Annotated in this window: 12 protein-coding genes and 3 tRNA genes; 6 read left to right on the top strand and 9 right to left on the bottom strand. The window is 37.5% G+C overall.

From position 1 onward, the window contains the following. Positions 1-14: 14 nt before the first annotated feature. The 4 genes from FNN09_RS01705 to FNN09_RS01690 all read left to right on the top strand — a co-directional run bounded on the left by FNN09_RS01705 (position 15) and on the right by FNN09_RS01690 (position 3795). Entirely contained in the window at positions 15-1568 is a 1554-nt protein-coding gene (locus tag FNN09_RS01705; protein WP_143299735.1) for a methyl-accepting chemotaxis protein, read from the top strand. A 113-nt stretch (positions 1569-1681) separates the two neighbouring features. Continuing rightward, positions 1682-2923, top strand: coding sequence for a hypothetical protein (locus FNN09_RS01700; RefSeq protein ID WP_143299734.1), 1242 nt, complete (start codon positions 1682-1684; stop codon positions 2921-2923). A 201-nt stretch (positions 2924-3124) separates the two neighbouring features. Continuing rightward, positions 3125-3313: a hypothetical protein gene (locus FNN09_RS01695; RefSeq protein WP_143299733.1), complete on the top strand. Its 189-nt coding sequence runs from the start codon at positions 3125-3127 to the stop codon at positions 3311-3313. Between the two features lie 11 nt (positions 3314-3324). Continuing rightward, positions 3325-3795 carry a DUF4268 domain-containing protein gene (locus FNN09_RS01690; RefSeq protein ID WP_143299732.1) on the top strand — a complete coding sequence of 157 codons (471 nt, stop codon included), beginning with the start codon at positions 3325-3327 and terminating at the stop codon, positions 3793-3795. 20 nt (positions 3796-3815) lie between these two features. On the opposite strand, the gene FNN09_RS01685 is transcribed toward FNN09_RS01690, so the two are convergent. The 6 genes from FNN09_RS01685 to FNN09_RS01660 all read right to left on the bottom strand — a co-directional run bounded on the left by FNN09_RS01685 (position 3816) and on the right by FNN09_RS01660 (position 6043). Further along, positions 3816-4688, bottom strand: a complete 873-nt coding sequence (locus FNN09_RS01685; protein ID WP_143299731.1) for a hypothetical protein — start codon at positions 4686-4688, stop codon at positions 3816-3818. Between the two features lie 8 nt (positions 4689-4696). Continuing rightward, positions 4697-5395, bottom strand: coding sequence for a DNA repair protein RadC (gene radC / locus FNN09_RS01680; RefSeq protein WP_143299730.1), 699 nt, complete (start codon positions 5393-5395; stop codon positions 4697-4699). 96 nt (positions 5396-5491) lie between these two features. Then, positions 5492-5563, bottom strand: a tRNA-Glu gene (locus tag FNN09_RS01675). Between the two features lie 34 nt (positions 5564-5597). Next, positions 5598-5669 (bottom strand) — tRNA-Glu (locus tag FNN09_RS01670). A 12-nt stretch (positions 5670-5681) separates the two neighbouring features. Next, complete coding sequence (gene rpsT / locus FNN09_RS01665) at positions 5682-5933, bottom strand: 30S ribosomal protein S20 (protein ID WP_143299729.1); 252 nt, start codon at positions 5931-5933, stop codon at positions 5682-5684. Between the two features lie 38 nt (positions 5934-5971). After that, positions 5972-6043, bottom strand: a tRNA-Glu gene (locus tag FNN09_RS01660). Positions 6044-6423: 380 nt separating this feature from the next. On the opposite strand from FNN09_RS01660, the gene metK reads away from it, so the two are divergent. Both metK and FNN09_RS01650 read left to right on the top strand, forming a co-directional pair. Beyond that, positions 6424-7677 (top strand): methionine adenosyltransferase, encoded by a 1254-nt coding sequence (gene metK / locus FNN09_RS01655; RefSeq protein WP_143299728.1) that lies wholly within the window; start codon positions 6424-6426, stop codon positions 7675-7677. A 156-nt stretch (positions 7678-7833) separates the two neighbouring features. Then, positions 7834-8571, top strand: coding sequence for a DUF6567 family protein (locus tag FNN09_RS01650; RefSeq protein ID WP_143299727.1), 738 nt, complete (start codon positions 7834-7836; stop codon positions 8569-8571). A gap of 52 nt (positions 8572-8623) precedes the next feature. Here FNN09_RS01650 and FNN09_RS01645 read toward each other — a convergent pair whose 3' ends face one another. The 3 genes from FNN09_RS01645 to FNN09_RS01635 form a co-directional block, all read right to left on the bottom strand. Then, positions 8624-10528 carry a methyl-accepting chemotaxis protein gene (locus FNN09_RS01645; protein WP_143299726.1) on the bottom strand — a complete coding sequence of 635 codons (1905 nt, stop codon included), beginning with the start codon at positions 10526-10528 and terminating at the stop codon, positions 8624-8626. Positions 10529-10878: 350 nt separating this feature from the next. After that, positions 10879-11445 (bottom strand): YceI family protein, encoded by a 567-nt coding sequence (locus FNN09_RS01640; RefSeq protein ID WP_143299725.1) that lies wholly within the window; start codon positions 11443-11445, stop codon positions 10879-10881. Between the two features lie 187 nt (positions 11446-11632). After that, entirely contained in the window at positions 11633-13198 is a 1566-nt protein-coding gene (locus FNN09_RS01635; protein ID WP_143299724.1) for a T9SS type A sorting domain-containing protein, read from the bottom strand. Positions 13199-13257 lie beyond the last annotated feature (59 nt).

Below are 13257 nucleotides of genomic sequence, written 5' to 3'. Positions count from 1 at the left end.
GATAAACTAACATTATGCAAATCACAACAAAAATTATTGTCTTTTCATTAGGCATGCTAGTTCTATTGGCCTTGGCCACTACAATTCCGTCAACTGTAATTTCTGTACAAACACATAAAAAAGAGCTTATAGAACTGGAAAAAAGTCTGCGAAACGATTTTGATCAATTAGTAAAAGATGAAGTTGTAACTGTAATAGGCATATTAACCGATATCAAAAAGCAAATAGACTCAGATAGTCTTACGCAACAGGAAGGCATTAACATTGCTACAAGTATTGTTAGAGAATTAAAATATGGCAACAACGGCTATTTTTGGGTAGATACCAAAGAAGGTGTTAATGTTGTGTTACTAGGAAAAGGCGATGTTGAAGGTAAGAGTCGATGGGATTTGAAAGACGCAAATGGCAAGCGTTTGATACAAGAGATCATAAGTTCGGCTACTTCAGGAGATGGGTATACTGAATATTGGTTTCCTCGCCCTGGAGAAACTGAGGCAGCACCCAAACGAAGTTACGCCGCCTACTTTGAACCATTTAACTGGGTTGTAGGAACAGGTAATTACATTGATGACATTGATAAGGTAATTACAGAAAGAAGTAATAGACAACTTCAAGAATTAAAAAACAACATTATTACCAATGCTATTATCGTCTTGATATTTCTACTTGTATTTTCTTCCCTCATCATCATTATTGGCCGTCGGTTTGCTGCTAACATTGTAACATTATCGCATTCTACCGAAGAGATTGCCAAAGGAAACTTATTAGTCGAGCTTAAAAAAACACAAAACGATGAAATAGGTACGCTTCAGGAGTCCTTACAACACACTATTCAAAAGCTAAAGGATATAATAGGAGAAATAATAAATGGTTCGGCCAATGTTAATGCTGCCAGTCAGCAAATGGCACAATCGGCTGAACACATATCCAATGGGGCAACATCGCAAGCTGCATCAACCGAAGAAATATCTTCCTCCATTGAGGAGATGGTGTCAAACATACAATCGAACGCCAATAATGCTCAAAGAACTGAGGTAACAGCTGCTAAAACAGAAAAAGGCATCAACGAACTACAGCATACAGTTAAAAATAATTTGGATGCCATGCAGCTCATAAGCGATAAGGTTGCTGTTATAAAAGACATTGCTGTTCAAACCAATTTACTAGCATTAAATGCCTCGGTGGAAGCTGCACGTGCAGGTGATGCGGGCAAGGGCTTTTCGGTTGTTGCCAGCGAAGTGCGAAAATTATCGGAAGTAACACAGTCCGCCGCAGGTGAAATCGATGACTTATCATCAAAAAGTTTGTCAATAGCTGAAACATCATGGCATTCGATGGAAGAGCTACTACCCGAAATTGCAACCATCATACAAATGATACGTGAAATATTAGCCTCGAGCAAAGAACAAGAAGCAGGAGCTAATCATATCAACAGCGCCATTCAGTCATTGGTTAATATCACATCGGCCTATTCTGCTTCTTCGGAAGAGATGGCTTCCAGTTCGGAAGAATTATCCAGACAATCAGAAATACTAAAAGAGACAATTGCTTATTTTAAAATCCAATAAGTATCAAAGCTCAGCTATTACAAGCCTCTAGTTTCTTGCACAGCTAAAGGCTTTTTCGTTGCTTTGCATCGTTTTTTAAAACGCACATAACTTAGGTAGATAATTATATAACAATGAAAAAAGTTCTAAGCACATTATTAGTAGCTATAATAACTACAGTAGCGTTCGCACAAGAAGAAAAAAAACCATTTAAAGTTGAGATACATGGTTTTGTAGGTGTTAATGCACACATGGATACCCGTCAAAGCGCTACAGCCCGTAATGGTAATATCTATTTATTTCCAAAAGCTGAGCAACTTGATGCTGAAGGAAACGATTTGAATGATCACGCATCGTATGATATTGATGCTGCATTTAGCCGCTTTAACATTGGCGTATCAGGTCCTGATATGTTTGGCGCAAAGAGTTTTGCATTTATCGAAGGGGACTTTTTGGGTGATAAAAACCCAAATCATCAGGATGTAAACTTCCGTCTTCGCCATGCATTTATTCGTTTAAATTGGAAGAAAACCAGCTTATTGTTCGGTCAGTACTGGCATCCATTGTTCATCACTGAGAACTTTGCGAATACCGTTAATTTAAGTTGTGGTACACCCTACCACCCTTTAAACCGTCAGCCAATGCTACGCGTTGGACGCCAACTTAGTGATAAAATAGAGGTAATTGGATTCCTTATGTCACAGAATGACTTCCTGGACAAAGGCATGCCTAAAGCAGCGGAAAACTCACTGATCCCGGAAATGGCCTTACAGGCAAAATATAAGTCAGAGAACTTTTTTGCTGCGGCAACAGGTGGTTATAAAGTTTTAAAACCAAGCTTAGCTGATCCTAACACTGGTATTAAAACTGACGAAACAGCCACGGGCGGTTACCTTGCTGGCTCATTAAAATATAACTTTGGCGCTTTTACATTCAAAACAGAAGTTTTATATACGGCAGGTATGACTAATGTAGTAATGCTAGGTGGATTCGCAGAGAAGACAACCGACACACCAGAGCGTGAATACTCGGCCATTAAAAACTTTGCCTACTGGGCCGATGTTGAATCAAACGCTAAAAAAGTGAAACCAGGTGTATTGTTTGGCTACACTAAAAACCTAGGTGCAATCGACGAAGCAACTCCGTTAGTCAATGGCAATGGAATACCAACTCACACAATTGGTGGCAACATTGCCAACATGTACTCATTCATTCCACGCGTTAAGTTTATGGCTACACCAAAAATATGGTTCGGTCTTGAGTGGATGTATACAGTGGCAGCAATTGGCAGCACATATGATGAATTTGCCATACCAACTGACACGAAAGACTATAGCAATAGTCGTTTCACAGCCAGCATGCGTTACACATTTTAATTAAAGCAATGAAACGAGCCATCAGAATAGCTTCTTAAACAGGAGTATGATTGTTTTTGGCGAGTTCCATCTGACAAATGGAAAATAAATTCAAACAGATGAAACGAGCAATGTAAATTTGATTATCCAAATTTTCACACAGGAGGATGATAAAATTTATTTGGGAATTCCATATGGCCTCTGAAAATAAATAATAATCATATGAAAAAACAAAAATTAGCAGTTGTCGCCATCCTCATGATTATTACTGGATTTGGCTCTATACACAGCACCAAAGGAGCTATGGAGATAATTAGTCTCTTATTAATTGGCTTGGGTGCTGCATATCTGTTATTTTTGTTGTTGAAAAATAAGTCCGACGATCGCAACCCTAAGTCTGAAGACGAGTAAATTGTTGATGCATGTTTTCCAAAGATGAAGCAAAAGAGATAAGGCAACAATTCTGGCACAAGCTAGAAAATCGCACACGTCGCCTACCTGGTCAAAAAGGTAAAAAAATCAAATGGATATTTGATGACACAGGCATTAAAGGCCTTGACTTACGCTTTGACATTGACAGGCAACGAGCGATTGTAGCCATTGAGGTTAACCATCGTAGTGAAGCAAAGCGCTTGCAGCTTTACGAAAAATTGGAAGCATGTAAAACCATTATTGAGAATGAATTTGGAGGTGAACTCACTTGGGATTACCTCTATACAAAAACAGAGGGCAAGGAAGTTTGCAGGGTATACGACAAGTTGGCACCCGCCGATTTATATCAGCAAGAGCAATGGCCTGAGGTGATGAAATTTATGATTGACCGCATGATTCGAATTGAAAAGGCTTTTAATGAAGTAAAGGACTTTTTATTACACGATGAATTAGGTCAATAAAAACCTATAAATACAAATGGCTAAAGGCTTATCCACTTGGATAGGCCTTTTTTGTACACCCCACATACATGTTCAGTACTTGTAAACAATTGACCTAGCTCTTTGCTACAACAAGGAAATTCCAAGGTTAAATTAGCCCCTGCGTTATTTCGCAACATATGGTAAACAATGGCTTTTATACCCATTAAACCATCATCTTCACTAGCATAATGAATAAGTGACAAACATTTGTTCGACCTCAACACAAAAGCCACTCCTATTAATTGGTTAAATTGATTGTAGGCCGTATATAAGCCTGCACTCTGATAACGTAAAGCATAACTCAACAATGGCCTCAAATGCACTAAATGTATTGTCTTAGGCTTATAATCTAATTGTTGGCAAGTTGTCAAATATTCCGTAACATCTAAATCTCGCACCACAGCCACCTTTTTATTCTTATACAAGTCTACCACAGGCTCTACTTGGGGCTTAAACTGTTGCTCTATGCGTGCAATATCGCCAACCAAATCAAGTACGGAAAAGCGTTCTTGCTTATGACGATTAAGAGCCTTAAACGGCAACTTATTATACGGATTTAGAACCAATTCAATATGCTTGTACGGTATTGCCTGAATCATTTGCCATAATACCTCACTAGCCATTGGCATTGAGTTGATGACACCTGTATAAGGAATTAATGTAGGACAGTAGACTCTTTTAAACCAACCCTTACGAATGACTGGCAAAGGTAGTACTGCGTAATAATCGGCGAGTACAACAGCTTCCCAATCGGGGCAAACAATGTCGAGATACCACGTCATTGCAAACACATAGCCATTCGTAGATTTTTGAACACATGCATTCCACTTCTTCTCGTTGATGTCGATGCGTCGTAGCCATTTTACTTGCATAGTTCAAGTTATAACATGCCCTCATCAGCGTAACTAAAATAGGCATTATCTGTAACGATGATGTGATCCAGAACTGGAATGTCCATAATTCGTCCAGCCTCACTCATCTTATTGGTAATTTTATTATCGGCCTCACTGGGTTGTCTGTTTCCACTTGGGTGGTTATGGCATAAAATAATTGATGAAGCCAGATGATCAATGGCTGATTTAAGGATTAAGCGTACATCGATAACAGTGCCTGAGATACCTCCCTGACTCACTTTATTTTTACCTATTACCTTATTAGAACGATTCAGCATTAGAACCCAGAACTCTTCATGGGGTAAATCGCCCAATAAGGGCTCCATTATGTCGAACACGTCATGGCTGCCAGTAACTTTACTCCGCTCCTCTCCCTCTTGTAATTTACGACGACGCCCCAGCTCCAATGATGCCACAATACTAATTGCTTTAGCATCGCCAATACCATGGTAATTCGCCTTAAGATCATTAATCGTTTTCTTACCTAAGGCGTTCAAATTGTTTTTACAATCTCGAAGTATTTTCTTTGAAAGCTCAACAGCACTCTCTTTAGTGCTTCCCGAACCTATTAAAATAGCCAATAGCTCGGCATCAGACAATGATGATAAACCTTTATAAAGTAATTTCTCACGCGGCCGGTCTTCCAGAGCCCATTCCTTAATACTGAGGTGTTGATAGGTATCCATTTTTCTCTTTTATCAGAAAAGATAAAGAGGGTAATCGACAAAGTAAATATCAGATACTAAAAAAGCTCTTCAAAAATTTGAAGAGCTTTTTTAGCGTAGTCCCTAGGAGAATCGAACTCCTGTTTCATGGATGAAAACCATGTGTCCTAACCACTAGACGAAGGGACCTTAATGCCTTTTATAAGGCAAATAAAGTCATATGTAGTCCCTAGGAGAATCGAACTCCTGTTTCATGGATGAAAACCATGTGTCCTAACCACTAGACGAAGGGACCTAGTGCCTTTTATTAAAGCTTATTAACGAAAATCGTTAATTTAGACTTCATATTGGCTGCCTTATTCTTATGAATAATGTTTTTCTTAGCTAATTTATCAAGCATAGAAGTTACTTTAGGAAGCAATTCCTGAGCTGATTCTTTCTCAGATGTACCTCTTAATTCTTTCACAGCATTACGAGCAGTTTTTGCGAAGTAACGGTTGTGAACTCTTCTCTTCTCTATCTGACGAATTCGTTTTTTTGCTGATTGATGATTTGCCATCGTACTACAATTATAAATTGTTATTCTTTATATCTTTGTAGTCCCTAGGAGAATCGAACTCCTGTTTCATGGATGAAAACCATGTGTCCTAACCACTAGACGAAGGGACCATTAATTGCTTTTGAACAAACTATCTGTCTCAAATGCGGATGCAAAGATATATCAAATTCAAATCCTTGCAAATTTTTTGATAAAAAAAACCGTTAAAAGTTTACAATTTCACATCATCAAACAGCATATAACACACTACATCAAATCAATACAAAGATAAAAAAAATTAATCAAGACAATTTACTCTTATTTAATTTGCACACATTTTATTTATTACGTTATTTTGCACCTAGTGAAAGTGGAGGGATTTGGCTGATTGCAACCACTTAAAAAAAGTGCTAAAACGCATGTATCGTTTTTAACTTCCCTCTTTTTTCATATCAATTAGTTTTAATTTATATCTGTATGTTATAAGGTACAGACTTTATTTTTTAATGATATGGGATATTTATTTACATCAGAATCGGTTTCTGAAGGACATCCAGACAAGGTAGCTGATCAAATTTCAGATGCTTTACTTGATAACTTTTTAGCTTTTGACAAAGATTCAAAAGTGGCTTGTGAAACATTGGTTACCACCGGCCAAGTTGTATTAGCCGGAGAGGTACACTCAAAGCATTATGTTGACGTTCAGGAAGTAGCTCGTCGTGTTATTAATAAAATAGGATACACCAAAAGCGAATACCGTTTCGATGGCGATTCATGTGGTGTTTTTTCATCTATACATGAGCAGTCTGCTGATATTAACCAGGGTGTTGATCGTGCTGAAAAGATGGAACAGGGTGCTGGCGACCAGGGAATGATGTTTGGCTATGCGTCGAAAGAAACTGACGATTACATGCCAATATCACTTGAGCTATCACATCGCTTGTTAATGGATATGGCAGATATCCGTCGCGAGGAGAAAGAGATGACTTACCTACGCCCTGATTCAAAAAGCCAGGTAACCATCGAATATGGTGATGACAATTTACCAAAGCGTGTTCACACCATTGTTGTATCAACACAACACGATGATTTTGACGCAGACGAACCAATGTTGGCTAAAATAAAAGAAGATGTTCGTAACATCTTAATTCCGCGCACCATCTCACAATTACCTGAGCGTGTAAAGAATTTATTTGATGAAGATTACATACTTCATGTTAACCCAACAGGTAAATTCGTAATTGGTGGCCCGCATGGCGATACTGGTTTAACAGGTCGTAAAATTATTGTTGATACTTATGGAGGTAAGGGCGCACATGGTGGCGGTGCTTTCTCTGGTAAAGACCCAAGTAAAGTAGACCGTTCGGCAGCATATGCATCGCGCCACATGGCTAAAAATATGGTAGCCGCTGGGTTGGCTGATGAAGTATTAGTGCAATTATCATATGCTATTGGCGTTGCTAAGCCAGTAGGTGTATTTGTAGATACTTATGGAACGTCGAAAGTTGGTTTAAGCGACGGTGAAATTGCAGTTAAAATTGCTGAGGTATTTGACCTTCGTCCAGCTGCTATTGAGGAGCGCTTACAACTTCGCAACCCAATGTACGAAGAAACAGCAGCATATGGTCATATGGGACGTACACCACGAAAAGTAACTAAAACATTTGAATCACCTTATTTTGGCAAAAAAGAATTCAATGTAGAGCTGTTCACATGGGAAAAACTTGATTACGTAGATGTTATTAAAAAAGCGTTTAACGTGTAAACGTTATCAAGCATAATATATTTAAAGCCTTATTGCTTAAGACAAAGTTCTTAAACAGTAAGGCTTTTTTTGTGATCTCTATAAAAGATTTTTTTTATTCAATACAATCAATTAATTTTAATACGATATTTTACTAACATCCTAACACCTAACCCAATGAAACACCTTTTATTTCTTCTGCCAATTGCCATAATATTGAGTTCATGTGCCACTCACACAGGTGTCATGACTGGTAACGCTACTATCTCTGATGCTAATTTTAATGTTGTTGGATTAGCGGTTGGAAGCTCTAAAACCAAACATGTATTTGGCATGGGTGGCTTGGGTAAAGATGCACTTGTATTCGAAGCCAAAAGAAACCTTTACTCTAATTACCCATTGAAAAAAGGGCAAGCACTGGCCAATGTTACAGTTGATTTCAAACGTAGTTATTACCCCTTTGTAAATAACACCATGGCTGTAATATCAGCTGACATCTTTGATTTTAACACACGTGCAGCTGATTCTACATTTAATACAATTGATCGTTACAGTGCTAAATACTCAATAAATCCAAAGCTCAATATTCATCAGAATGTTGTTGCTATTATCAACAACAAGCCACGATCTGTTAGAATTGTTGAATTATCTTACCCAAAAACAACTGTATTATATAAAGATGACAAAGACAACGTCAAGTTTAAAAGAGTCGCCAATAAAAAAATAGACTTTCTGAAAGCTAATACAAGTGATGAAATTCAAGTAGGAAACTTTATCGAGTTTACATATTTCCAAAAGACTTATACTGGTGTAGTTAAATCCATGGAAGATGATCATTTATTAGTATCGACCTTTTTGTTCAAAGACACATCAAGTCTTGTTAAAATTAAGTATGACGATATTTTAAAGCATTAAAAAAAGCCGCAGCTTATAATAAACTGCGGCTATCTCTATTTTTTTTTTGCTTTTAGCGTTTAAAGAAACTAATAGCCTCCTTTAATTTCTCTGCCAACTGGGTTAAATGCTCCGAGTTATTTGTGAATATGGAAGCCGAACCTGAATTCTGTTGTGTTACTTCATTCAACTCCTGTATGGCTTTATTGACCTGTTCTGCACCACTCTGCTGCTCATAGCTCGAAGCAGTGATCTCTTGAACCAACTGTGTTGTTTTTTCAATTTCAGGAATTATTTGCTCTAGCTGATTTCCAGATTTCTCAGCTGCCTGCACTCCATGCTCTGTTAAATCCATTATTTCAACAGCTGCTTTTAACGAACGTTCGGCTAGCTTTTTTACTTCTGCAGCAACAACAGCAAAACCTTTGCCTTGCTCACCGGCGCGGGCCGCTTCCACTGCAGCATTTAAGGCTAATATATTCGTTTGCTTTGCTATCTCATCAATTATAATAATCTTCTCCGAAATCTCCTGCATGGACTTGGTTGTGGCTTGAGAACTTGCGAAACTCTCTTTAATCCCTTCTGCTGATTTTAATGCAATCGATTCTGTTTGTTTGGAATTCTCACTATTCTGCTGAATGGTGGCTACCATTTCCTCCATTGAAGAGGATATTTCTTCAGATGAAGCTGCTTGGTTTGATGCGCCGGCCGACAACTGATTAGACGAACCTGACAATTCAACACTGGCTGTATTTATGGCATCTGAACTCTCAACAATTTCAGCGATAATATTTTTTAAATTCTGAATCATATCGCGCAAAGCACGACCCAAATCACCCGCTTCATCCTTTTGTTCATCGTTAACATCAATTTCAGATCTTAAGTTACCATCTGCAATAGCGCGAGCAACTTCAGCACTTTTTACAATTGGGCTTACAATATTACCTGCTGTGATATAAACGATGATGTATAAAATTATCAGTCCAATAAAACCAATGATAATGCTTCGATAAAAGATTCGATTAGCACTGGCCAGAATAATTTCCTTTGGCACCTCAATACCCAATGTCCAGGTGGTTTCAATACCTTTAAACTCAATTGGTGCATATGAAACATAGAACTCCTCATCCACATCAGGCTTTACAAAATCAAATCCATAACTTTCTGAAACAAGTGTTTTATCTAGTGCTTTTTTATAGTCATCAGAATTAATGCTAATAGCAGAAAATAACTTTTTAGCAACCAAATCAGCATTAGTATGCGCCACAATACTGGTATCACGCGACAAAACATAGGATACCGCCCCTTCATACAAATCTAGATTTGATATTATTTTGGACATATCGTTCAATCCAACATCAACCCCGACCATGCCAATAAACTCTCCTTGAGCATCCTGCTGTGGAACAATTATAGATGTCATCAAGATACCTGCTAATTCCTCAGTAACAACATCGTAGTAAGGATCCCATATGTCTGTTTTATTATAATCACGCCCCTGGTAGTAAAGACTAGTTAGGTTATCGTTATTCATATCGACCGTTTCCGATGTAGTAGTTATCTGACCATTTAAGCGAAAGCAAACATTTCGCTGTCGCCCATTTTTCATATCGTATGATTCATCCAAAGCTTTGAGCTCCCATATTTGCCATGTCGATAACAGCTCAGGGTTATTATCCAACCAGCCGTACAGGATGTCTCCATACACATCGTCACGGTACGACTCATCCTGAGACAAATACCCATCATAAGCATCACGAATGGTTTTGGTTGCCACAATCACTTGATTAATGTCGTTCTCAATCAAGTTACTTGATGCTTTAAGGTTGGCATCAATAATGGCTTTTGAATCTTTGAGTGAATTTTGCTTGAGACTAATACTTATGTATCCAAGTGTTACTCCGTAAATAATAGTAAACGACGCTAATATGTATAGCAACAGCTTACTCTTGAGACGTAAATTAATTAATTTGCTCACAACAGTTGATTTTGGAATTAATACAGAAAGTAGCTAGTATCTAATTTACGTGTAAAAGAAGTAAAAGTTTTGACTTTGAACAATAATAAATATCATAAAGTCCGACACATGACCGGACTAAACGATATTTCACCTAAGATTCGTAAATTATTAACCCCATTTATTTCAATAAGAATAACTTATTCAATAGCTTATATTACAAAATTTAAATTCGTAAGTTTTAATAGTTTTTTTAAACAAAAAAACATTCCAAAATCACCTATCAGACTACATCACACACAATTGAACCCTTACAAAGAAAAAGTGGTTTCATAATTTGAAATCATCACACCATCAATACCGAATCGAATTTATTTAAGTAAGGCCACTTTAAAATTAAGCTCAAATACATCATCTATCATTTTATCACCCAAATTATCAAAAAACTTACCAGAACCGTAACGGACATCGTAAAGTGTTCGATCAATTGAGACTTTTCCGCTAAAATAGCTTCCCGATTGTTGAACAGAAAAAATAACAGCTTGTGTTTTTCCTTTGATAAATAAGTCGCCTTTTACTTCATAAGCATCACCTTTGGCCTTTACCTCTGTTAAGGTTAAAGTGCTAACCGGGTAGCTGGCTACTCCAAAAAAATCGTCGGACTTGAGGTGCCCTACCAACTTCGCGTTATAATCTTCATTTTCAATATCGGTGCAGGAAATGCTATTCATATCAATTACAAACTCACCACCTTTTAATTTTTTTCCATCAGTTATAACGCTACCTGATTTAAAAGCAATATTTCCACTGTGCTCACCACTTACTTTTTTACCCAACCAACTAACTTTACTTAGTTTTACATCTATTGGCTTATTCTGCGCCGTAAGAGTAAAAACACACATTAAGAGTGCTGCTAATACGAATGTTCCTTTTTTCATAATCGTCTATTTAAGTTATTACAGGCCTATAAACCTAACAGCACCTCAACTTAAAAGGTTTAGTATTTAAACTGTTAATGCGTTGTTAACGCATAAAAAAAGACTCCACCTTAAGTAAGAGTCTTTTCCTGTTGTTTTTCACCTCATCAGACAAACATTTATTGCGGTTCTGATTAAACTTTATGACTTAGTTTTTAAAGACTTTAATCACTTTCTGCTCTTTTCCTGCATCTACTTTCAATACATAACACCCTTTGCTAAGCCCTGATAGATCAAGCTGATCACTACCTGACATAACAGTACCTTCTGTAACTTTCACACCCGTTAAACTATACACAGCTATAGTTGCTCGTTGAGATACCTCAACATTAATAAAAGAATTGAATGTTGTTGGATACACTTTAATACTAATTTGAGGTGATTGTTCAAGATTAGTAGAAACATAAGAGAATGTTTCACGCGATTGATTTTCGTATTGGCTATTTGGCACACTCCATGCTTTGTGAACCTTTATAAGCACCTTTGAGGTAGCTCCTTCGTAGGTGTAAACATATTGCATCCCTCCTTGCTGTTCCCATGCATCATTGGTATAATTCTCATTTTTTTCTTCCAACAAATTATCAAAAGTATCATAAGTACTAGAGTATTTACTCCCACCTGTCATCACCCCATCGGTATAGTATTCATCAAGATTATAGGCCAGCATATCCGTATCATACATTTGTAAATACGTTTTTATCCAAGCTGAACCATTCCATTCTTCGTCCAAATAACTTTCATAGTCACTTTTATCTTCATACGTCCATCGAGAATCATCAACCCAGGCACTACCAGTCCATGTTTGATAGGTCTCTACAGTTACTGGAGGCATACCACTACCCGTTCCTTCAGGATAGGTTCCTAGCATCTTCTCGCTATTTTCGTAACTCGCATCATCATTAACATCGCCAGAGCCATCGTAGGCTTGAAAAGTATAGGTAGAAACAACATTTTCTGATCCTAAATTTGGCAACCATACTAACCAATCCACATCAACAACTCGAGCATCCAATACCCAAGCACCCATGTCGTAAGAATAAAACATTCCACCATCAATTTCATCATCAACATTATAAGACCATTCTATTTTACTCTCTTCCATCCAAGCCCCATTCTCACGATAGTATTCGATTTCAGAGTCGACCAAGCCATTGCTCATTATATACTCTGTTTTATACCCATCTTGTTCTTCCCAGCCCGGAGTACTTGTATTATAGCTAAAAGAGATTTCTTCGATATCGTTACCGTTACTATCATAGACCCTATCGAAACGAGATCCGTATTGAATTACCCAAGCACCATTTTCCCAATTTGAAGTAATGTAAAGTGACTGATCACCAGCCTCATCATAAGCCCACTCACTTTTTGATGAGTTCTCCCATGCAACACCATTGTGTGATTCGCTAATTAACTCACTTACGCGATTTTCATCATCATATTGGTAGGTTAAGCGATGATACTGCCCTTCCTCAATGTGCAAATTACCGTTGCCATAGTACTGTAAACTCACCATATCATTTTGTAACCACTGGCTACCATCCCAGTAGTCAACAATCTTAGAGTCTGCTCTATATTCGGCCTGCACGGCTTTTAATTGTGTTTGTTTTTCAGTTTGCTTCTTAAAGTGAGTACGCTTACTTAATTGCGTTACTTCTTGTGCATTGATGGACAACCAAGCCATAGCACCAATTAAAATAGTAGTTGTTTTTTTCATCTAACATGTGTTTTTCAGGTTTTTAACTAACTATAAAACAACAATGCTATTCTATGGTT

Source organism: Carboxylicivirga sp. M1479, assembly GCF_007097485.1.
Classification (GTDB): domain Bacteria; phylum Bacteroidota; class Bacteroidia; order Bacteroidales; family Marinilabiliaceae; genus Carboxylicivirga.
This window is presented reverse-complemented; position numbering and strand designations above follow the sequence as displayed.

What these genes read in the sequence shown, in the direction of transcription:
- FNN09_RS01640 (WP_143299725.1), bottom strand. Translation starts at nt 11,445, where the DNA reads ATGAAAAAAGGAACATTCGTATTAGCAGCACTCTTAATGTGTGTTTTT.
- FNN09_RS01705 (WP_143299735.1), top strand. Translation starts at nt 15, where the DNA reads ATGCAAATCACAACAAAAATTATTGTCTTTTCATTAGGCATGCTAGTT.
- FNN09_RS01700 (WP_143299734.1), top strand. Translation starts at nt 1,682, where the DNA reads ATGAAAAAAGTTCTAAGCACATTATTAGTAGCTATAATAACTACAGTA.
- FNN09_RS01650 (WP_143299727.1), top strand. Translation starts at nt 7,834, where the DNA reads ATGAAACACCTTTTATTTCTTCTGCCAATTGCCATAATATTGAGTTCA.
- rpsT (WP_143299729.1), bottom strand. Translation starts at nt 5,933, where the DNA reads ATGGCAAATCATCAATCAGCAAAAAAACGAATTCGTCAGATAGAGAAG.
- FNN09_RS01635 (WP_143299724.1), bottom strand. Translation starts at nt 13,198, where the DNA reads ATGAAAAAAACAACTACTATTTTAATTGGTGCTATGGCTTGGTTGTCC.
- metK (WP_143299728.1), top strand. Translation starts at nt 6,424, where the DNA reads ATGGGATATTTATTTACATCAGAATCGGTTTCTGAAGGACATCCAGAC.
- FNN09_RS01685 (WP_143299731.1), bottom strand. Translation starts at nt 4,688, where the DNA reads ATGCAAGTAAAATGGCTACGACGCATCGACATCAACGAGAAGAAGTGG.
- FNN09_RS01695 (WP_143299733.1), top strand. Translation starts at nt 3,125, where the DNA reads ATGAAAAAACAAAAATTAGCAGTTGTCGCCATCCTCATGATTATTACT.
- FNN09_RS01690 (WP_143299732.1), top strand. Translation starts at nt 3,325, where the DNA reads ATGTTTTCCAAAGATGAAGCAAAAGAGATAAGGCAACAATTCTGGCAC.
- radC (WP_143299730.1), bottom strand. Translation starts at nt 5,395, where the DNA reads ATGGATACCTATCAACACCTCAGTATTAAGGAATGGGCTCTGGAAGAC.